The sequence below is a fragment of the Paenibacillus sambharensis genome, from assembly GCF_003233845.1.
Classification (GTDB): domain Bacteria; phylum Bacillota; class Bacilli; order Paenibacillales; family Paenibacillaceae; genus Paenibacillus_I; species Paenibacillus_I sambharensis.
Map to the genome: position 1 here is coordinate 267,172 of NZ_QKRB01000036.1, position 19,468 is coordinate 286,639.

The following is a 19,468-nucleotide window of genomic DNA, read 5'->3' on the forward strand; positions in this document are numbered from 1 at the left end:
AGAACGCCCCGTATGATCCCCGGAAGGTAGTACCGTACCTCTGTCCGGGACGGCCAACGGGCTTGGCCGATCTTAAGTCGTTACCAGTAAATCGCGGGTCTCCTGGGAGATCACATGCTGCATACTGGACTTGATAATATCACAGCCGGCGGCCAGATGCTCCATCGAGACGGTCAGCGGAGGCATGATCTTCAGCACACGGTCTCCTCTGCCGACTCTTTCAATGATGAGCCCGTTCTCAAAGCAGATCTCCGTCATACGCTTCGCCCCGGCTTCGTCCGTGAAGCCCGAGACGTCAATGCCCCAGATCAGGCCGAGTCCGCGGATGTCAATAGACGAATGCAGAGGCTTGATTTCTTGATCAAGGAACGAGCGCACAAACTCTTCCTTCTGCTTCACCTGGGCTTCCAGGGCGGCTTTGTCCCGAAACTCGAGAGCGGCCTTGGCGGCTACAAAAGCGAGCTGGTTGCCGCGGAAGGTGCCATTGTGCTCGCCCGGTGTCCAGAGATCCAGTTCGGGCTTCAGCAGCAAGAGGGACATTGGCAGTCCATACCCGCTGATCGACTTCGACAGGGTAATGAGATCCGGCTCGATCCCCGCGCGTTCGAAGGAGAAGAATTCGCCTGTCCGGCCGCAGCCGACTTGAATCTCGTCGGTAATGAGCAGGATATCGTGCCTGCGGCAAAGCTGCTGCAGCCCGCGCAGCCACTGCTCGTCGACGACGTAAACTCCGCCTTCGGCTTGTACCGTTTCAAGCAGGATGGCGGCCGGCTTGTCGATTCCGGAGTGCGAATCAGTCAGGATATCCTCAATATAGCCGAGCGTATCCATTCCCTCGCGAGCCCCGCTCGGGTGGGGCATGAACGTGATTCCGCCTAGCGGAAGCCCTGCCCCTTCCCTCATGGACTTGGAGCTTGTCGCCGACAGGCTGCCGAGTGACATGCCGTGGAAGCCGCCCATGAATGCGAATATCCCGGTTCTCTTCTTCGCCTTGCGTGCGAGCTTCAGGGCCGCCTCCACCGCGTTCGTCCCCGTCGGACCGCAGAATTGAAGCTTGTAATTCAGCTTCTTCGGCTCCAGGACCCGCTCTGAGAAACTCTGGATAAATTCACGCTTGGCCTTTGTGTACATATCCAGACCGTGCATAATCCGGTCGGAGGTCAAGTAATCGAGAATCCGGTCCTTGATATAATCATTGTTATGACCGTAATTCAGTGCGCCTGCACCTGCAAAAAAATCAATATATGCCTTTCCATCCTCAGAATATAACAGGTCCCCCTTTGCCCGGTCGAATACCATCGGAAAGCTTCTGCAGTAAGATCTTACGTTGGATTCCAGCTTTTCAAAAATGCTCATGCGCTTCATCCCCCATCGGAATTGGAATAAGATTGGGTTCATCCGTTCTGAACCTTCTGATGTCATGGAGCAACATATTCTTGGCTGTCATTTGGCGCAATTGTCGATTCCCGCATGCCAGCTTGCTGGGTAGCCAGTGGACTCGTCTCACGTGCACAGCTTAAATAAAGATAATAAAACCTCCGATTCCATTTGGTAACATAGAAGGAAACTAGCCCCATGTAAGATTATATCAAAATTTCATATAATGTATAATAAATCTTTAGTTAAAATCGACCTATCCAACATAATGTGTTAACATTTTTCTTTAAAATAGTGAATATAGAAGAAACACTGGGAATGGTTTGCTGTCAATTGAGGAATTCGACGCGTGTAGACATTCAGGCGGTGTTACGGAAAATTTGGGAGATCTTCCTCGTACACATTCTCTTCCGATGCTCCGAATCCTTGCGCTTTGCGATAAATTAACATGAACCCGACGAATTTCCGGGAGCCTGCTGGAAACGTGACTGAATGTGCATGGCCTGGTCGAAAACGATGAGAAGCCCACCGCTTCTGAAGAAACGGTGGGCTCCTTGTGCCTCTTACCTACAGCGTTATATGATAAACCATACGATTCCAACCCATTAATTTGGTGAACCCTCGACATAGAAGCAGTCACCATAAATTAGCGAAACAACCCGTCCGGCTGTATAAAATGCTGAAGGACCATATCTCCTACAGCTGTGAAGCCATCCGGTCTATTTTGTCCTTCAAACAAGAGCCCGATCGATCGGTACTGGCCCGCCGGTCCAAATCCTGCATGAAGACCATGGCAAAGGCTCCCCGCTCCAGAACGGATCCTCCTCCGGCAAGCCGAGCGGAAGAAATACCGCCGAACACAGGTACAAACTGCCGGTTGATATATACACTTCCCCGAGATCGGGCTGATGACCGCAAAATCCAATTTGAAGCCAGCCATTATCATCGAAATTACCGGGAACCTCCATCATCCTGCGAATCACTTTGCCAAGCGCGCACCTCACCTGAGCGGGATGTATATGATCGGCCAGCCGATGCTGCAGTGCCATCTGGGCTAGATGCTGGAAGGCGCCGAAACGGTACGTAATAGAACGGCCATAGGCAGGAAAAGCGCCTTCAGGAGAAATTAGCTTCTCCTGAATATCTCCGTATCGCACTGCTCTTCTAAGAATCGGCTCACGGAGAGCCGTCCAATCTGGTTCCAGGTCCCCTACGGTCTCTATAATATCCACCAGCATCGGTTGAATGACGTAGCTGTTATAATAATCGGCGTGATATTCTGGTCCGTCCGAGTACATGCCATCTCCCAGGTACCACTGATCATGCTGCTTTAAAGCGAAGTCTACCCGCATGCGGTCCCATGCGGCTCCCATCTTGAACAAAGCCGACTCAATCATCGCACCAAATAAGAGCCAGTTGGAGAAAAAAGGCTTCCTGGTTCTGGTCTGTTCAAGTGCGCGTACGACATGTTGCTGAACCGGCTCATCCAGCTTTCCCCACAGCTCGTTGGGGGCTCTTAAAATCGCGTGAGCCAGAAATGCCGCATCAACGATAGGCTGATGGCCATCTGTGAAATTACAATAATCAGGGGAGTCCGGATCGACTATCGATTCAATCGTCTTTCGAGCAAGTGACGCATAATGCGCTCTTGTCCGCTCCTCTTCCGAGTCCTGTGCCTGCCCCTCCAGCCAGGGGGCCACCCCCATCAAGGACCTACCGACCGCTTCAAGATAGGTATACGATGGCCTGTCCTCCAATTTCCCATGAACGGGCATATTCGCTTTTAATTGTCTGCGTGAGCATGACTCCAGCACTGGTGATACGATTTGCAGCATCGTATCGATCCAATATTGACGATCCGCTTTTCCTTCCATCCCTGATCTCTCCTTTTGCAAAACAAAGCACAGCACTGGGATATACCAGCGCTGTACGTTGTCTACTGGTTACTTCGCTCGAAACTTTAACGACACTCTATTTCTAATATACTTTACGCTTCCAGCCTTTCAATTTGGCGAGAGCTTCTACATAGTAGTAATCCCCATAGATCAGCGAGACGTTCACATTCGCGTTGGCCGGCTTATGACTGGTACCGCCAAGCAGAATACCCTCATGGTCCGGCATATCCCAAGTGCCGTACTGCTCCGTCAGTGCCTCGTGGATTCTGCACGCGCTCCGGTAGTACAAGGAAGACTCCTCCTGAGGGACCAGCTCTGCAAGCTCCAGCAGCCCTGAGGCCGCAATCGCCGCGGCTGAAGTATCTCGCGGCTCACCTTCCTGGTTCGGAACACGGAAGTCCCAGTACGGAACATGATCTTCAGGCAATGAGGCAAGGAAATAATGGGCTACCCTCTTGGATGCATCCAGGTATCGAATGTCTTTCGTATACCGGTAGGTATTGGCCATTCCGTAAAGTGCCCACGACTGCCCGCGGCTCCAAGCTGATTCCGGCCCATAACCTTGCCCGCCTATCGACTCCACCATTTCTCCAGTTTCGGGATTGAAATTGACGATATGATTGCATGAACCGTCCGGACGGATAAAACACTGCAGCACCGTATCGGCATGCTTCATCGCAATATGCTTATACCGGGGGTCCTTGGTTTCCTCCGAAGCCCAGAACAGCAGGGACAAATTCATGGAGCAATCTACAATGGCCCACCCGGATAAGTTATCATTCCAGGCACGGATATAATTCCCCACAGGGTTAAATCGGCCGGCCAAGTAATTAGCGGCGGCAATTCCGCGGCGCTGAGCCTCTTTGTCTCCTGTAATCCAATATTTCATAACCGCCGTATTCAGAAATTGAAAGCCCACGTCATGATCTAATTTAAGGCTCGTATTCATGACCGCTTCTATCGTTTCATCCCATTTCCAAGCGAGCTCCCGCAGATGGGCTTTTCCATTTATATCGTACATCAGCCACAGAATGCCCGGCCAGAAGCCCGAGGTCCACCATCCAGCTGGATTATCGTCGTATTTACCGTCTGCTCCTGCTGCGTGGGGACAACGGTCACCCAGTTGTGAAGCCATTCGGTCAACCTTCTCCTCAAGCTTGCTCCATACTTCAGTAAAATACGTCGTGTTCGTTTCCGTTACCATTTCTTTTCCACCCCTTATTAGATGATGTAATCAATTAGATGATGTAATCAAACCAAGCATGATCGATCAGCATGGATCGGCCGCTCCTGTCCAGGTAAGGGCTTACATTATTTCATTAATTATAGGCTCCCATGATGCGGCAAGTAAATAAACGATAATAGCAATTTACTGATCTTATATGCTTTTTGAGATATAATAATTGACATCCACCGCGATATTGAAAAGGAGGAGTTTCATGCTTCAAATTATCCAAGGGGGCTACAATTTTACGCATCCGGATGGCGTTACGATCGATCGTCCAAATGGGATCGAACACTATGCTTTTGTGCTTTTCAAGAGCAAGACAAATGTGATCATCAACAACCAGTCTTATGTCGTCGACAGAAACTCCTATATTCTGATTCGCCCCTCCACCAGTTATCTTTATTGCGACCTGGAGAAGCCCTTCATCAACGACTGGTTCCATTGTAATGGCGATGAGGATCTGGCAGATTTACTATCGCATCTAGATATCCCGGTCGATACGCCAATGAGAGCAGTGGACCCGCTTCACTTGTCCAAATACATATTCGATTTGCATCATATTAATTTTCAGGGAGGACCGCTGTGCGAGCAAATTATTGACGCTGATTTAAAGTCATTTTTCCTTAAGCTAAGCAATATGCAGCAGCAAAGAGCCGCACTTCCCGAGTTATCCAACCGTTACCTTTCCGAGTTCAGCGAACTTCGCAATCAGATCTATCTCACCCCACAAATTCAGCAATCCGTAGACTCGCTTGCTGCACAATTAAATTTGAGCAAGTCGTATTTCCAACACATCTATAAAGATTTATTTGGATGCCCCGTGACTGTGGACATTATCAAAAGCAGACTGGAATATGCCAAATTTCTTTTAGACAGCAGTCTATTATCCGTAGCCGCTGTCTCCAAAATGTGCGGCTACGCAAATGAATCTCATTTCATGCGTCAATTTAAGAAATACGTAGGTGTAACCCCCAGTCAATATAAATCGAGGCAGCACCCGTAATTATACGAAGATCTGACAAATGAAGCTTCTAAGCGTATATCTAACCTGATTTTGGAGACTGACAACGCGGTTTCACCCCCAAATATAATAAGCCCCGATGATATCTCATCGGGACTTACTTGCTTGATGCCTGCTTATTTCAAAATTGATGTAGCTAAAAAGTATGTGCTACATCTTTTGCAAGAGCAATTGCATTTTCTTTGATTTCCTGTGCTTTATCAGACATAGCGTTGTGTCCTTCCACAAAGACTCCATCGAAAGACGGCACACCAAAAAATCTCATCATAATACCAAGGTAACGATGCCCCATTTCCATTTCTGCTGCGGGGCCTTCAGAATAAATACCACCGCGCGCTTGGATATGTAAGGCTTTCTTGTCGGTTAATAATCCTACTGGTCCTTGCTCTGTGTATTTAAATGATTTACCTGCAACTGATACGGAGTCTAGATATGCTTTCATGACCGGAGGGAAAGAGAAATTCCAGAGCGGTGTAACAAAAACATACTTGTCAGCTGTGACAAATTGGTCACTTAATTCCCCAAGACGACCCACTTTCGCTTTCTCTTGTTCGGATAGCTCTTCAAAACCTGAACCTGATTGAAGCTTTCCCCATCCACTAAAAATGTCTGCATCAATTTGTGGAATATTTTCTTTATATAAGTCAATATGGATCACTTCGTCACTTGGATTTACTTGTTTATAAGTATCGATAAAAGCCTTACCTACCGCCATACTATAAGACTGAGTATCATCATGTGGATGTGCTGTAATATATAATACTTTTGCCATTATTTGTTTATTTCCCTTCTGTTATCAAGTCATATTACTCTCTTATTATGAACAATAAGACTGGTTTTAATGCTCATCCGCACAGTAAATTTTGTATAGATTTACTGCGTGCAAGCACAAGAAATTTAGGCGACCGCCAGTGGTTTAATGCATCAACAAGCGAATTCATATAAAAAAAGCCGAGTGAAATCAGGAACGAATTCCTGAAATCAACTCGACTTGTAGTCATACTTTATAAGCTTTGTGCAGGGTTATAATAAGCAGGAAGCGGGGGTTTATTAGCTGTTAACAAATCGCTCTGAACCCCTGTTCCTACTCAACCGTAACGCTCTTCGCCAGGTTACGCGGCTTGTCGACGTCATGGCCGAGTGCAAGAGATGCGTAGTAGGAGATCAGCTGCAGCGGTACAACCGACAGGGCCGGTGTCAGCAGCGGCAGCGTGTTCGGAATGGCGAACAGCTCGTCAACGGACTTGCCTACTTCGAGCTGGTTGTTCTGGTTAGTTACACCCAGCACATAAGCTCCGCGGGCCGTTACTTCCTTGATATTGCTCAGCGTCTTCTCGTAGAGATCCTCCTGCGTTACCAGTGCGATAACCGGTGTGCCTTCTTCGATCAGAGCCAGCGTGCCATGCTTCAGCTCGCCTGCCGCATAAGCCTCGGAGTGGATATAAGAAATCTCCTTCAGCTTGAGCGAGCCTTCCTGCGCAACGCCCCAGTCCAGGCCGCGGCCGATGAAGAACAGGCTGCTGTGCTTCGCCATCGATTCGGCGATTTTCTTCAATACTTCAGACTGCTCCAGAATCAGCTCAACCTGCTCTGGAAGCTCGTTCATTGCACCCAGCACACCCGCAATGAACTCTTCATCACGTGTGCCAATCGTCTGTGCCAGATACAGGCCCAGCAGATAGAATGCCACAAGCTGTGACGTGTATGCTTTCGTGGACGCAACCGCGATTTCCGGTCCAGCCCAGGTTGTAATAACATCATCCGCTTCGCGGGCTACCGAGCTGCCCACTACGTTCGTGATTGCAAGCACGCGAGCTCCGCAGCGCTTAGCTTCACGCAGTGCCGCAAGCGTATCGGCGGTTTCACCCGATTGGCTGACTACGATAACCAGCGTGTCCGGCGTGATGATCGGGTTGCGGTAACGGTACTCCGAAGCGACATCCGTCTCCACCGGAATGCGAGCCAGCGACTCGATAACCGTCTTGCCGATCAGGCCGGCATGGTAGGCCGTCCCGCAGGCAACGATATGCACACGGTTGATCCCCTTGATCTGCTCGTGTGTCATGCCGATTTCTGGCAGCACAACCTTCCGGGAATCATCCGAAATACGGCCGCGCATCGTGTCACGGTAAGCCTTTGGCTGCTCATGAATTTCCTTCAGCATAAAGTGGTCAAAACCGGACTTTTCCGCGGTAATCAGATCCCAATCGACACGGAATATTTCCTTGGAAATAATTTCGCCTTCAGTCGTCATCAGCTCGACACCACCGCGTGTCAGAATGGCCATTTCGCCGTCGTTCAGGATATACACATCACGTGTATGCTCCAGAATGGCCGGAATGTCGGAGCCGATGAAGTTCTCGCCTTCTCCGATACCAATAACGAGCGGGCTGGCAAAACGAACAGCAACCAGACGATCAGGTTCGTATTCGGTCAGCACGCCAAGCGCAAATGCGCCGCGCATACGTTTCACCGCACGCTGAACGGCTTTGACGATGTCACCGTCGTATTCGGAAGCAACCAGATGAGAGATGACCTCTGTATCCGTCTCGGATACAAACTTGTGTCCGTCCATCATCAGCTCTTCCTTAAGCTCCAGGTAGTTCTCTACGATACCGTTGTGAACAACGGAGAACTTGAAGGAATTGTCCGTGTGGGGATGAGAGTTCTCATCCGACGGCTTGCCGTGTGTCGCCCAGCGTGTGTGCCCGATCCCTACAGAGCCTTCGAGCGGTGCACCTGTCAGCTTCTCCTCGAGAACCGCAAGACGGCCCTTCGACTTCTTCACAACCAGTCCCTGTTCCGTAAATACAGCAATACCTGCCGAATCATAGCCTCGGTACTCCAGCTTCTTCAGACCTTCGATCAAGATGCTCTGTGAATCTCTCTTACCAATATAGCCAACTATTCCGCACATGTTTAATAGACCTCCGCTTGTTCGGTTTTTTTGTGTGAACATACCGAAGTCCCGGATACCGTGCATAGCTGCTTAAGACATACATTCAATTGTTATTTCCCGAACGTGTTCCGGTGCGCAACAACCAGCTGTCCTAACCATGCTCCACGGCAGCGGGGACATTCGAGAAATGCATATAATTTAACGATTCCGTATCGTAACTTACCTAGCTGGCATTCCGCTGATTCGTTGTCCACCCGGTCGCCCGGACGTTTTGCGTTTCAGCTTACGGCTTGAATGAATAGCCGGGAGGTCCCCGCCGAACAATTCGAACACCTCCACCTCGTCAGCTTGCCGTATCATCAGTCGGGCCAACCTGCTTACCCTTCCATGATACCCGCACAAGCTCTGGCGCTTATGAAGCTTTATGGTCAACCTCTACCCTGCCTTTCCTTCTCGAATCACTTATCCTATCATATTCATTTTCCGCTTCGGGCGCAACCAAGATTTTTGTCAGTCCTGGTCGAACAAACAAGATATAACAGCTGATATGATGCGCAATTAGACCTATTTTTCTGAAAACAGATCCCCCTGGCTATCGTTCGCTGTCATTTAGCGGAGCAAATGAAAACCCCTATGCACATGAGTACACATGCAGAGGGGTGTCCGAATCAGGCGGGGGCCTTATACTGCCGCAGCAGCACCCAGCTCCGCCTTTACCACTTCTACGATCTGATTGACATAGCCTTCGATCTGATCCTTGTCAGGACCTTCCGCCATCACGCGGATCAGTGATTCTGTACCGGATGGGCGAACCAGTACCCGGCCGTTGTCGCCAAGCTCCAGCTCCACCTTCTCGACAGCTGCCGCAATGGCTGCATTGCCTTTGTACAGACTCTTGTCGCCAACACGTACATTGACCAGAACCTGAGGAAACTTGCGCATCAGTGTTTTGAGCTCACCCAGCTTCTTGCCAGACGCCACCAGCGTGTCTACAAGCTGCAGCGCAGTCAGAATGCCGTCTCCGGTCGTATTGTAATCCAGGAAAATAACATGGCCGGACTGTTCACCGCCCAGGTTAAACCCGCCCCGGCGCATCTCCTCCATCACGTACCGGTCGCCCACAGCTGTTCGTGCCGATTTTAGACCCAGTCCTTCTGCTGCCTTGAAGAATCCGATATTGCTCATAACCGTCGTTACAACTGTATCATGCTTCAGCTTGCCGCTGCGTTTCATCGCATCGCCGCATATGCAGAGAATAAAGTCGCCATCCACTTCCTCGCCCTGCTCGTCAATGGCAATCAGGCGGTCCGCATCCCCGTCAAATGACAGGCCCAGGTCTGCACCATGCGCAAGAACCTGCTCCTTCAAATATTCAGGATGAGTGGAGCCTACGCCATCGTTGATGTTCAAGCCGTTCGGCTCTGCACCAACCGTGATGATTTCGGCTCCGAGCTCGCGGAATACAGTTGGAGCCAGCTCATATGCCGACCCATGAGCGCAATCCAGAACAATCTTGAGGCCCTTGAAGGACTGCTCTACCGTTGTCTTCAAGTAGTCCAGGTAGCGGTACTTGGCCTTGTCATCGACAGTGACCGAACCAATTCCTGCGCCTTCTGGACGCGGCAGCTCATCGGCTTCGGCATCCATTAAACGCTCTATCTCAAGTTCGGTCTCATCGGACAGCTTGAATCCATCCGCACCGAAGAACTTGATGCCGTTATCGGCAACAGGGTTGTGAGAAGCCGAAATCATTACGCCCGCATCCGCCCTGAGAAGTCTAGTTAAGTAAGCCACTGCCGGTGTAGAGACAACACCGATCCGGATCACACTCGCGCCAATCGACAGCAGTCCTGCCGTTAGCGCCGCTTCGAGCATCGGACCTGATATCCGAGTATCAAGACCAATAATTACCTTTGGCTTATCCACTTTCCCCGCCAGAACATATCCGCCACAGCGTCCGATCTTGTAAGCAAGCTCCGGTGTCAGCTCACGATTCGCGACACCGCGCACACCGTCAGTTCCAAAATATTTCCCCATTGTCAGATCCAATCTCCTTTTGTCATGAAAGGCGTTGTTTACCTTATCATTCTATTCAACCCGCGTTGCCGGATTCCTGCCCTTCATTAGTCCCATTTTGTCTCGGTTCAGCGGCTGCCTCTCCTGTTCCGTCAGCAGCTTTCCCGCTTGAGTTCCCTGTACCGGCAGCTTCTCCGCCTTCAGCTTGGCTGCCGCCTTCCATTTCCGCCTGCGGCTGTTCAGCTTGTTCTCCTTCTGGAGCGGGCTCCTGCGGTTCTGCTTCAGCCGACGCTTCCTTCGCAGGGTCCGTTATATGAATGCTCACAACGGGCGGCTGAGCGAAGCCTGGCGTTACAGACGAAGGCAAGTGAACATCCAACCGGACCTCATGCTGGCCTGGCGGAAGGCCGTTCAAATCCGCGATCACCTGCACATCCTTGGCTGTAAGTTCTGCGAGAACACTTGGTGCTCCGGTAACCTGAATATCAATCGTGCCGTCTGCAGGCTCTGCAAATGCTGCTTCAAGTCCTTCTGATAACCCTGCCATTGTTACTTCAAGCTGTGGAAGGGTTACCGTCTCAGATGGCTCCAGTTCCACATTCACTTCAATTTGTTTAGGCTCTACCGCCGTTAATCCATTCGTCGGTTTCAGCTCCAGCGGGATTGTGCCTGATTCCTTAACGGCAGCCAGATTAATGACCGCACCATCATAAAATTCAAGCTGATCAAGTACCTCCTGCGGTCCGTATACGGTCACAGTATCCACTGATGGCTGTATGGATGCAATGCTTAAGCCATTCTGCAGTTTACCTGTATAACTGAGCTGCAGCGGCAGTGATTTGAAAGGCAGTGTTATTGGAACCTCTACCTCTACAACATTCGGATTAAGAACTGCATCACTGATTTCTTTGCCATTTGCATCATAAGCAGCTAGACGCACCTTCTTCTCAACGAGATTCTCGTCGACTCCATCTACGTTCACGATAGCGCCAACCATCGCCACTCTGTCCAGCCGGTCCTTCGGCAGTGTGACAAACACACGGCTGTTTGGCTTCACGATCGGTGTGCCGACCTTATACCCATTCGCAGGCTGTCCGCTTGTTTTGACCTCAGCTACAAATTCCTTCGTCTGCACAGATACTAACTCAACTTTAACTCTTGATGGTGAAATATCACGCAGCCTAACCCGCGAAGGCAGCTCATAACGCAGGGTAAGCTCGTGTTCACCCTCAGACAGTCCGCTTAAATCCACCCATACCTTGTATGCATCCGGAGATGCAGACAGGAGGTCTGATCGGCTTCCCTCTACCATCATGCGCACAACCGAAGGCTCCATGACTCTTAGCGCCATAGCCTTCTCATCCAGCCCTTCCGCATGAATGGTGACGGCTTCGTAGATTTTGGTATCTGTTGTTGCTGTGACTGTACTAGGTGATTCTGGATCAAAATGCACAACCGCCCACAGCAGCAGTGCCAGGGCAAGGGAAATGATCTTCAGTGACGTCGGATGATTCAGCCATTTATCCATTCTGATCCCCCTTCCGTTTCCAGAAGGACATTTTCGGTTTAACCCGCTCGGCTGCCCGCTTCGGGCTCAATTCTTCGAACAGCTTCGAGATCAATGACTCTTCCTTAATGTCGCGCACGACCATGCCGTGGACTGCCAGCGATACCTGACCAGTCTCTTCGGACACAACGACGGAGATCGCATCGCAAACCTCACTCACCCCGATAGCCGCCCGGTGTCTGGTCCCAAGCTCCTTACTGATGAAGGGATTCTCGGAGAGCGGCAAATAACAGCCGGCTGCCATAATTTGGTTCCCTCGGATAATTACCGCCCCGTCATGAAGCGGCGTGTTCGGGATAAAGATATTAATGAGCAGTTCCGAACTGATCCTGGATTGCATCGAGATGCCAGATTCAATATATTCATTCAGGCCGGTGTCCCGTTCAAAAACAATTAATGCGCCAATCTTTCTGGCAGATAAATAATTCACGGCTTTAATAATTTCACTTATCCGGTCGCTGATATCCCGATCGACATAGGTTGTCCGGCCAAAGAGCTTGCCCCTTCCCAACTGCTCCAGCGCACGCCTCAGCTCCGGCTGAAAGATAATCAGCACGGTTACGACACCAAACGTGAACATCTGGTTCATCAGCCACTTGAGCGTATAGAGATTCAGCCAGGTGCTGATCGCCCAAGTGGCAACCAGTACGAATATGCCCTTAATCAGCTGTACGGCCCGGGTTCCCCGGATTAGCAGAATCAACTTATATATGATGTAACTAACAATGCCAACATCGATGATATCCTTAATCCATTCATTCCAAGTCAAATTTGCAAAATAATTCACACACCCGCCTCCTATGGCGATTGCACCTGCATCTGCATCTGTCTGTATTAAGAACCATTGGTTTTACATTCGGGATTCACCGCTTGAAATCCTCCCAAGGCATCCCTTAATCACTATTGTAGCTCATATATAGAAAAAAAACCTCCCGAATTGTCCGGGAGGCTGTTATTTATCATGATGCTAGATCATTTACCGTCCGTTTCAACTTGTACCATACCCAATCCAGTGCTTGGTTAATGGTCTTCTCTTCTCCGATAATCTTGGCAGTAGACGCCATATTCAACGTCCCGTCGATGACAGTCAAGTTGCCCTGTATTTCTCCTGCGACTTCGGTTATACCATTCTCCACCGTTAGATCGCCGCTAACACGCGCCCCCTCAGGGACGATGACTCTGTTACCCGTGATCACAACCTGGTCGAGGTCTGTTCCGCGTACAACAAGCTCTCCATGCTGCTCCCACATTGTGATGAAGCTTGACAGCATGACCATAGCAAAAACGCTCGCTACCGCTATTGCCGGATGATTTCGGAGCCAGCGGGTCCATGAGCGCTTCTGTGGCGCTGCCGGCAGGGTTCCCATAATCCGGTCTGTAAGCGCGGCCGCATTATAGGCCTCTGAGCCAGCCAGGCTTCTCGTATCCGCAGAGAACGCCGCCTGAACGTACGCCTCCGTTCGTTCAAGCTGTTCAAATCGGGACCTGCATGCCGGGCAAGCGAGCAAGTGGGCTTTCAGTTGAATCGCTTCTTCCCGCGGCAACTCGCCGTCCAAGTAGTCGTGAATCCATGACGTGGCGACATTGCAATTCATGGCAGCCAGTCCTTTCCTAGTTTGCTGAACACAAGCTTGTGCTATACGATACGTGCCAGGAAGGCAACCGTTTCAACTTTTTTAGAAAAGCTTTTAAGAAAATTTTAGAAAAGCGATAAATCATTACAATTCCCGATCCAGCCGCTTACGTAAAAACTCTCTTCCCCGGTGAACTCTTGTCTTGACGGTTGTAACCGGCATATCCAGCACATCCCCAATCTCCTGAAGCGACAGCTCCTGCAGATAGCGGAGAATCATCACAGTCTTATACTTGGCTGGCAAGGTATCTATCGCTTTATGTATCGTCTGCTGCACTTCAGATAGCAGTGTCTCGCTCTCTGGCGTCCGGTTGTCACTCGGAATCATAGAGTAGCCATCCAGCCCTTCATGGTCATTCGACTCGGCATCAAGCGAATAGCTTGGCTTGCGCTTGCGCAGCCTGTCTATACACAGGTTAGTCGCGATCCGATAAATCCATGTCGAGAACTTCATATTCTCATCGTAGCGGTCAAGATTCTTATACACGCGCAGGAAGGTGTCCTGAACCGCATCCTCGGCCTCCTGCCGGTTGTTAAGCATCCGATATGCCATATGGTACAACTTGTCCTGATATAGCCCGACGATCTCGGCAAAAGCCCGCTGATCGCCTTTCAAAGCCAGCCGCGCCAGTCGCGCTTCCATGGATATCACACCATCGTTCCTCCAGACGTGCCGCATGGCCGGATCTTGGCCGACCGTTCGGCAATACCGTACACTTCAATACGCAAGAATCGTATTAGAAATTCGGCTGTAATACAAGAACCGGGATGAATGGAGAACCATTCATACCCGGTGTGTAATCTATAAATGTTCATCTGTCCAATCAGCCTGTATTCCGAAGACCAGCTGCAATGCCGTTGATTGTCAACAGCACTTCCCGCAGCAGTTCAGCGTCATCCTCTTCCGCAGACCGAAGTGCACGCAGCTCTTTCAGCAGCTGCACTTGCAGATAGCTCAGGGGATCTACATAAGGATTACGAAGCTTAATGGATTCCTGGATCACCGGCACATTATCGAGAATTTCATCCTGACCGGTAATTTGCAGGATAATCTGTGAAGTAAGCTCATATTCCTGCTCGATCAGACTGAAGATGCGGCTGCGGACCGAATCTTCCTGGATCATACCCGCATAGCCCTCGGCAATGTGAAGATCTGCCTTGGCAAGAGCCATCTGAAGATTGTCGATGAGCGAGCGGAAGAACGGAAACTCATTATACGCCTGCTTCAGCAGGCTCAGCTTCTCTTCACTGCCGGCAGCGTATTGAACCATTGCCGTACCTGCCGCATACCAGGCCGGGAGCAGATAACGGCTCTGCGTCCACGCAAACACCCAAGGTATAGCCCGGAGATCCTCGAAGCGGTCACTGTTTTTACGCTTCGAAGGTCTGGAACCGATGTTAAGCTCACCGATTTCGTTCAGCGGCGTGGATTCCTTGAAGAAGGTAAGGAAATCCGGATCACGGAAAATCAGATCCTGGTATTTCACCTGTGCCAGTTCGGATATCGACTTGGCCATTTCCTCAAAACGGTCAAAGTTGCCCAGTCTCGCTTCAGGGAACTTTGCCTGCTTCGCTGCTGTGATCAGCGCCCATGTGGCCTGCTCCAGACTTCTGTATGCAATGCCCTGCATAGCGTACCGGGATGAGAGAACCTCACCCTGCTCAGTTATCTTAATGCCACCGCCAATCGTATGAGGCGGCTGAGCAAGAATACTTCTGTTCAGCGGCATGCCGCCCCGGCCAAGTGCGCCCCCACGGCCGTGGAAAAACTTGAGTTTTACGTTATAGGCCTTAGCCGCTTTCGTAATCTCTTTAAGCGCTACCCGCAGCTCCCAGTTAGCGGTTACTACCCCGCCGTCCTTGTTGCTGTCGGAGTAACCCAGCATGATCTCCTGCAGGTCCTGACGTGCTGTAACAGCCGCCCGGTAGATCGGAAGCTCGAACAGCCGCTTCATGATGTCCGGCGCCGCATGCAGATCATCAATCGTCTCGAAGAGCGGCACAGACTGCAGGGTGCAGCTGACATTGCCGTTGGCATCCTTATGGAACAAGCCAACTTCCTTCGCAAACACCATAACTTCAAGCAGGTCACTCGCGCCTTGTGTCATGCTGATCAGGTAGCTTGAGATACAATGCTCGCCGAATTCCTGCTGCGCCCGGTATACCGTGCGATATACATCCAGGCACTCTCTGGTCGAATCCGAATACTCCAGATGACTGGCTGTCAACGGCCGCGGATCGTTCAGCAGCTTATTGAGAAGCTCAATCTTAGCCTCCTCATCCATAGCCGAATAGTCATCCACTATATGCATCTGACTCAAAATCTCCGTCATGGCATTCTCGTGTTCTTTACTGTGCTGCCTGATATCAAGCGCTGACATATGGAAGCCGAACAATTCAACCTGCCGGATCAGCTTGCGAATCTGTGTATCTGCAACATAATCAGCAAAGTGCTGGCGCAGGCTCCGGTCAATGACCAGCAGGTCCTGCTTCAGTTCCTCCGGATTATTGTAGCGCTGCAGCTGGCCCTTCTTCTCGTCCGAGAGAGTGTTGGCGAGCTTCTCGAGCATGAAGCCAATCTTAATGCGGTATGGCTCTTTTTCGTTACGCCACAGTTCTTTGCATTTGCTTGTATCCAGGACTTGCTTATCCTTTTCGATCGACTTCAGAAGCTCATCGGATACATCTACAATCGTGGTGCTAAAGCTCAGCAGCTGCATAAGCTCCCGGAACGCTTCCCGGTACTTCTTCACAGCCAGCTTACGGTGGAGTGTCAGTGTTTCCCAAGTGACATCTGATGTTACGGAAGGATTACCGTCACGGTCTCCGCCGATCCAGGAACCGAATCTGAGATAGGCTGGAACATGCCAGTGTTCTCCCGGATAGTATTTATCCAGACACCGTTCAAGCTCCTCATATACCTCTGGGAGCACATCGAAGAGCGTCTCATCAAAATAAAACAATCCATTACGCACTTCATCAATTACGGTTGGCTTGCGGCTCCGCAGCTCGTCCGTCTGCCATAGGGTCAGCACTTCATTCAACAGCTTCTCACGAAGCTTCTCCCGCTCACGGAATGTAAGTGTCGGATTATCGAGCTCCATAACATCGTTTGCCATCCGTTTGTGAATATCCAGCACCGCTCTGCGCGTGGCTTCAGTCGGATGAGCTGTCATAACCAGTTCTAGCGATATTTCGGACATGATGGTCTGAACATCTTCAACCGGAATGTTGTTTTCCTTCAAATCTTGAACTGCGCTTTCAATTGACCCCGGCTGAACAGCTTCTCCTGCCGAGCGCTCGTAATCCCGTTTTCTGCGGATCCGATGATTCTGCTCGGCAATGTTAACGAGCTGGAAGTAAATAGCAAACGCACGAATGACCTGATGACGAATCTCCGGGCTAAGCGACTCAATCACATGTTTGAATGCTTCATACCGTTCTGTGGTGAACTCCGCACGAAGCGCCTTGCTCATCTCACGGATCTTCTCTACCTCGTTAAACAGCTCTTGTCCGCCCTGATGGATCAACACTTCGCCCAATATATTTCCTAGAAACCGGACGTCCCTCCGCAGCAAATTGCTAGTTTGCGGACGGCTCGCCGCTTGTTGTGAAACCACCTGTTCGGACATACCCTTCCTCCTGACTTCATAACTTTCGTAAAAACATACTTTCTTTATCATACTACAAATTACAACAAGGTTGAAGTCCTTTCGCCTTTTGGTCGTATGAAAAAGCCTTGATATTCAAGGCTTTATAGTTACCAAGCCGCTTAACAGCAAGGAAAATTAGAAAATCTGCAGCAGCTTGTATATGTATATTTATTCAATACTATGAACTGAAAAACAAAAAAAGATCCTGATTTCTTCTCAGGATCTTGAGCATATGTAGTGGAGCGGGTGATGGGAATCGAACCCACGCTACCAGCTTGGAAGGCTGGAGTTCTACCATTGAACTACACCCGCGTGATGATATGGTCGGGACGACACGATTTGAACATGCGACCCCCTGGTCCCAAACCAGGTGCTCTACCAAGCTGAGCTACGTCCCGACATTGTAAAGCTTAATGGCGTGCCCTGAGAGATTCGAACTCCCGACCTTTTGATTCGTAGTCAAACGCTCTATCCAGCTGAGCTAAGGGCACTTATTTATAATGGAGCGGAAGACGGGAATCGAACCCGCGACCCTCGCCTTGGCAAGGCGATGCTCTACCGCTGAGCCACTTCCGCTTGTGTTGCTCTCATAACGTTTTGTCAGAGGCGACAATTGATAATATACCACCTCCTCAAACTAAATGCAACTGTTTTTTAAAAAAAGTTTTACTTTTTCTTTTGGAGTTCTAAAAAATCCTGTATTGACGCGGATTTTCCGTCTATTATAAATTCGCTTTCGCTGACTCGAATTTTTAAGGAAATGATGCTGACTGGGGAATCCTGCTCTCCCGCTAAGTCAATTGTTACCGGGACACGCTGTTGTTATACCCCTTACTCAACAAAGTTAAGGAGCAAAATCTCAATTAAGTTGAAAACTGTGTCTGTGGAATAGCCTCTTAACAAGTCTTAGAGGTCTTTTTATACCTTAGACGTCATGATTGGCTTCTCAGAAGGCTTTCTATAGGCTCTGAGCGGCCTCTCCCGATATTGGGGCCCTCAGGTGCCATAACATCTCTTTAAAGCCATTTTAAGCAGCTGAGTGCAGTTTTATAAAGACGGTAAAGTAATAAGTCATGTAGGGAGTTACAAGAAATAAACCTGTGTATAACCCTGGAGTATTTTTCCGTATAACCAACGTTAGTAATAGATGAGCTGCATGATAAGCTAAACCAAAACAAAAAAACTGATAAAAAGCACCAAACTCCATGAACTTTCGGCGATTTGAGCTTTCAGGAACACAATTACAGACATGACGAAAAATTATAACGTCCCTCTTGGCAAAGGTGTAGGAGTTTACGTTCCAGAAACTCCATATCCAACTTGCAAGCTACTTAAACGAACGTAATCCTCTGTTTGTTTGCTTAATGTTGTGTAGTCCAAAATTAAACCCTTATAACAACAAAAAACTCACACCCTAAAAGGTTGTGAGTACATTTGTATGTATGGTGCGCGTAGAGGGACTTGAACCCCCACGGTCTCCCGCCAGATCCTAAGTCTGGTGCGTCTGCCAATTCCGCCATACGCGCATAAACATGAGCCATGTAGGACTCGAACCTACGACACCCTGATTAAAAGTCAGGTGCTCTACCAACTGAGCTAATGGCTCAAAAATGGCTGGGGATCTAGGATTCGAACCTAGGCATGACGGAGTCAAAGTCCGTTGCCTTACCGCTTGGCTAATCCCCAACATGGTGGACGCTGACGGGATCGAACCGCCGACCCTCTGCTTGTAAGGCAGATGCTCTCCCAGCTGAGCTAAGCGTCCTTAACTAATACAAGTGAAACTGAAATGGTGACCCGTAGGGGATTCGAACCCCTGTTACCTCCGTGAAAGGGAGGTGTCTTAACCCCTTGACCAACGGGCCACAAGACTGGAGCTCTCAACCGGGATCGAACCGGTGACCTCATCCTTACCATGGATGCACTCTACCTACTGAGCTATGAGAGCAAATGGCTCCCCGAACAGGACTCGAACCTGTGACAACTCGATTAACAGTCGAGTGCTCTACCAACTGAGCTATCAGGGAACAATATAAAGTTGTTACTTTCAGGGTGTTACACCCTGAAAACCGGATGCGAATGAAGTTGTAGAACTTAGCTGGTTTGTTTGTTCTTAATAGGATAAGCCCTCGACCGATTAGTATTCGTCAGCTGCACGCATTGCTGCGCTTCCACCCCG

13 protein-coding genes and 11 tRNA genes are annotated in these 19,468 nt (G+C 49.8%); 1 reads left to right on the forward strand and 23 read right to left on the reverse strand.

The features are described from left to right. Window positions 1-72: 72 nt before the first annotated feature. The 3 genes from ectB to DNH61_RS06575 all read right to left on the reverse strand — a co-directional run bounded on the left by ectB (window position 73) and on the right by DNH61_RS06575 (window position 4,476). The gene (gene ectB, locus DNH61_RS06560) at window positions 73-1,356 is read right to left on the reverse strand and encodes a diaminobutyrate--2-oxoglutarate transaminase (RefSeq protein ID WP_111145866.1); all 1,284 of its coding nucleotides are present in this window, start codon (window positions 1,354-1,356) and stop codon (window positions 73-75) included. A gap of 752 nt (window positions 1,357-2,108) precedes the next feature. Then, the gene (locus DNH61_RS06570; protein WP_111145867.1) at window positions 2,109-3,251 is read right to left on the reverse strand and encodes a DUF2264 domain-containing protein; all 1,143 of its coding nucleotides are present in this window, start codon (window positions 3,249-3,251) and stop codon (window positions 2,109-2,111) included. 103 nt (window positions 3,252-3,354) lie between these two features. After that, the gene (locus DNH61_RS06575) at window positions 3,355-4,476 is read right to left on the reverse strand and encodes a glycoside hydrolase family 88 protein (protein ID WP_111145868.1); all 1,122 of its coding nucleotides are present in this window, start codon (window positions 4,474-4,476) and stop codon (window positions 3,355-3,357) included. Between the two features lie 235 nt (window positions 4,477-4,711). On the opposite strand from DNH61_RS06575, the gene DNH61_RS06580 reads away from it, so the two are divergent. Beyond that, window positions 4,712-5,503, forward strand: coding sequence for a helix-turn-helix domain-containing protein (locus tag DNH61_RS06580; RefSeq protein WP_111145869.1), 792 nt, complete (start codon window positions 4,712-4,714; stop codon window positions 5,501-5,503). Window positions 5,504-5,657: 154 nt separating this feature from the next. On the opposite strand, the gene DNH61_RS06585 is transcribed toward DNH61_RS06580, so the two are convergent. The 20 genes from DNH61_RS06585 to DNH61_RS06675 form a co-directional block, all read right to left on the reverse strand. Continuing rightward, window positions 5,658-6,293 carry an FMN-dependent NADH-azoreductase gene (locus DNH61_RS06585; protein WP_111145870.1) on the reverse strand — a complete coding sequence of 212 codons (636 nt, stop codon included), beginning with the start codon at window positions 6,291-6,293 and terminating at the stop codon, window positions 5,658-5,660. A 312-nt stretch (window positions 6,294-6,605) separates the two neighbouring features. Beyond that, window positions 6,606-8,438: a glutamine--fructose-6-phosphate transaminase (isomerizing) gene (glmS, locus tag DNH61_RS06590; protein WP_111145871.1), complete on the reverse strand. Its 1,833-nt coding sequence runs from the start codon at window positions 8,436-8,438 to the stop codon at window positions 6,606-6,608. Window positions 8,439-9,101: 663 nt separating this feature from the next. Further along, complete coding sequence (glmM, locus tag DNH61_RS06595) at window positions 9,102-10,457, reverse strand: phosphoglucosamine mutase (RefSeq protein WP_111145872.1); 1,356 nt, start codon at window positions 10,455-10,457, stop codon at window positions 9,102-9,104. A gap of 55 nt (window positions 10,458-10,512) precedes the next feature. Further along, window positions 10,513-11,964, reverse strand: a complete 1,452-nt coding sequence (locus tag DNH61_RS06600; RefSeq protein ID WP_111145873.1) for a CdaR family protein — start codon at window positions 11,962-11,964, stop codon at window positions 10,513-10,515. After that, on the reverse strand, window positions 11,957-12,790 hold the full coding sequence (gene cdaA / locus DNH61_RS06605; RefSeq protein ID WP_111145874.1) for a diadenylate cyclase CdaA: 834 nt from the start codon (window positions 12,788-12,790) through the stop codon (window positions 11,957-11,959). Before cdaA ends, DNH61_RS06600 begins: the two co-directional genes overlap by 8 nt. Window positions 12,791-12,962: 172 nt before the next feature. Continuing rightward, window positions 12,963-13,598, reverse strand: a complete 636-nt coding sequence (locus DNH61_RS06610; protein WP_111145875.1) for a zf-HC2 domain-containing protein — start codon at window positions 13,596-13,598, stop codon at window positions 12,963-12,965. Window positions 13,599-13,721: 123 nt separating this feature from the next. Beyond that, complete coding sequence (sigW, locus tag DNH61_RS06615; RefSeq protein WP_425452222.1) at window positions 13,722-14,279, reverse strand: RNA polymerase sigma factor SigW; 558 nt, start codon at window positions 14,277-14,279, stop codon at window positions 13,722-13,724. A 181-nt stretch (window positions 14,280-14,460) separates the two neighbouring features. After that, window positions 14,461-17,268: a phosphoenolpyruvate carboxylase gene (gene ppc, locus DNH61_RS06620; protein WP_111145877.1), complete on the reverse strand. Its 2,808-nt coding sequence runs from the start codon at window positions 17,266-17,268 to the stop codon at window positions 14,461-14,463. Between the two features lie 259 nt (window positions 17,269-17,527). Further along, window positions 17,528-17,601, reverse strand: a tRNA-Gly gene (locus DNH61_RS06625). 9 nt (window positions 17,602-17,610) lie between these two features. Beyond that, window positions 17,611-17,687, reverse strand: a tRNA-Pro gene (locus tag DNH61_RS06630). 16 nt (window positions 17,688-17,703) lie between these two features. Next, window positions 17,704-17,780 (reverse strand) — tRNA-Arg (locus tag DNH61_RS06635). A gap of 10 nt (window positions 17,781-17,790) precedes the next feature. Then, a tRNA-Gly gene (locus DNH61_RS06640) sits at window positions 17,791-17,865 on the reverse strand. Between the two features lie 451 nt (window positions 17,866-18,316). Then, on the reverse strand, window positions 18,317-18,604 hold the full coding sequence (locus DNH61_RS27215; protein ID WP_425452224.1) for an HXXEE domain-containing protein: 288 nt from the start codon (window positions 18,602-18,604) through the stop codon (window positions 18,317-18,319). 128 nt (window positions 18,605-18,732) lie between these two features. Continuing rightward, window positions 18,733-18,815, reverse strand: a tRNA-Leu gene (locus tag DNH61_RS06645). Between the two features lie 7 nt (window positions 18,816-18,822). Continuing rightward, window positions 18,823-18,895, reverse strand: a tRNA-Lys gene (locus tag DNH61_RS06650). Between the two features lie 5 nt (window positions 18,896-18,900). After that, a tRNA-Gln gene (locus DNH61_RS06655) sits at window positions 18,901-18,975 on the reverse strand. 3 nt (window positions 18,976-18,978) lie between these two features. Continuing rightward, window positions 18,979-19,054, reverse strand: a tRNA-Val gene (locus tag DNH61_RS06660). 25 nt (window positions 19,055-19,079) lie between these two features. Beyond that, window positions 19,080-19,154 (reverse strand) — tRNA-Glu (locus tag DNH61_RS06665). Between the two features lie 7 nt (window positions 19,155-19,161). Continuing rightward, window positions 19,162-19,237, reverse strand: a tRNA-Thr gene (locus DNH61_RS06670). Window positions 19,238-19,240: 3 nt separating this feature from the next. After that, window positions 19,241-19,316 (reverse strand) — tRNA-Asn (locus tag DNH61_RS06675). Window positions 19,317-19,468 lie beyond the last annotated feature (152 nt).

What these genes read in the sequence shown, in the direction of transcription:
- DNH61_RS06600 (WP_111145873.1), bottom strand. Translation starts at nt 11,964, where the DNA reads ATGGATAAATGGCTGAATCATCCGACGTCACTGAAGATCATTTCCCTT.
- glmM (WP_111145872.1), bottom strand. Translation starts at nt 10,457, where the DNA reads ATGGGGAAATATTTTGGAACTGACGGTGTGCGCGGTGTCGCGAATCGT.
- DNH61_RS06570 (WP_111145867.1), bottom strand. Translation starts at nt 3,251, where the DNA reads ATGGAAGGAAAAGCGGATCGTCAATATTGGATCGATACGATGCTGCAA.
- DNH61_RS06610 (WP_111145875.1), bottom strand. Translation starts at nt 13,598, where the DNA reads ATGAATTGCAATGTCGCCACGTCATGGATTCACGACTACTTGGACGGC.
- ppc (WP_111145877.1), bottom strand. Translation starts at nt 17,268, where the DNA reads ATGTCCGAACAGGTGGTTTCACAACAAGCGGCGAGCCGTCCGCAAACT.
- sigW (WP_425452222.1), bottom strand. Translation starts at nt 14,279, where the DNA reads ATGGAAGCGCGACTGGCGCGGCTGGCTTTGAAAGGCGATCAGCGGGCT.
- glmS (WP_111145871.1), bottom strand. Translation starts at nt 8,438, where the DNA reads ATGTGCGGAATAGTTGGCTATATTGGTAAGAGAGATTCACAGAGCATC.
- DNH61_RS06575 (WP_111145868.1), bottom strand. Translation starts at nt 4,476, where the DNA reads ATGGTAACGGAAACGAACACGACGTATTTTACTGAAGTATGGAGCAAG.
- DNH61_RS06585 (WP_111145870.1), bottom strand. Translation starts at nt 6,293, where the DNA reads ATGGCAAAAGTATTATATATTACAGCACATCCACATGATGATACTCAG.
- DNH61_RS06580 (WP_111145869.1), top strand. Translation starts at nt 4,712, where the DNA reads ATGCTTCAAATTATCCAAGGGGGCTACAATTTTACGCATCCGGATGGC.
- ectB (WP_111145866.1), bottom strand. Translation starts at nt 1,356, where the DNA reads ATGAGCATTTTTGAAAAGCTGGAATCCAACGTAAGATCTTACTGCAGA.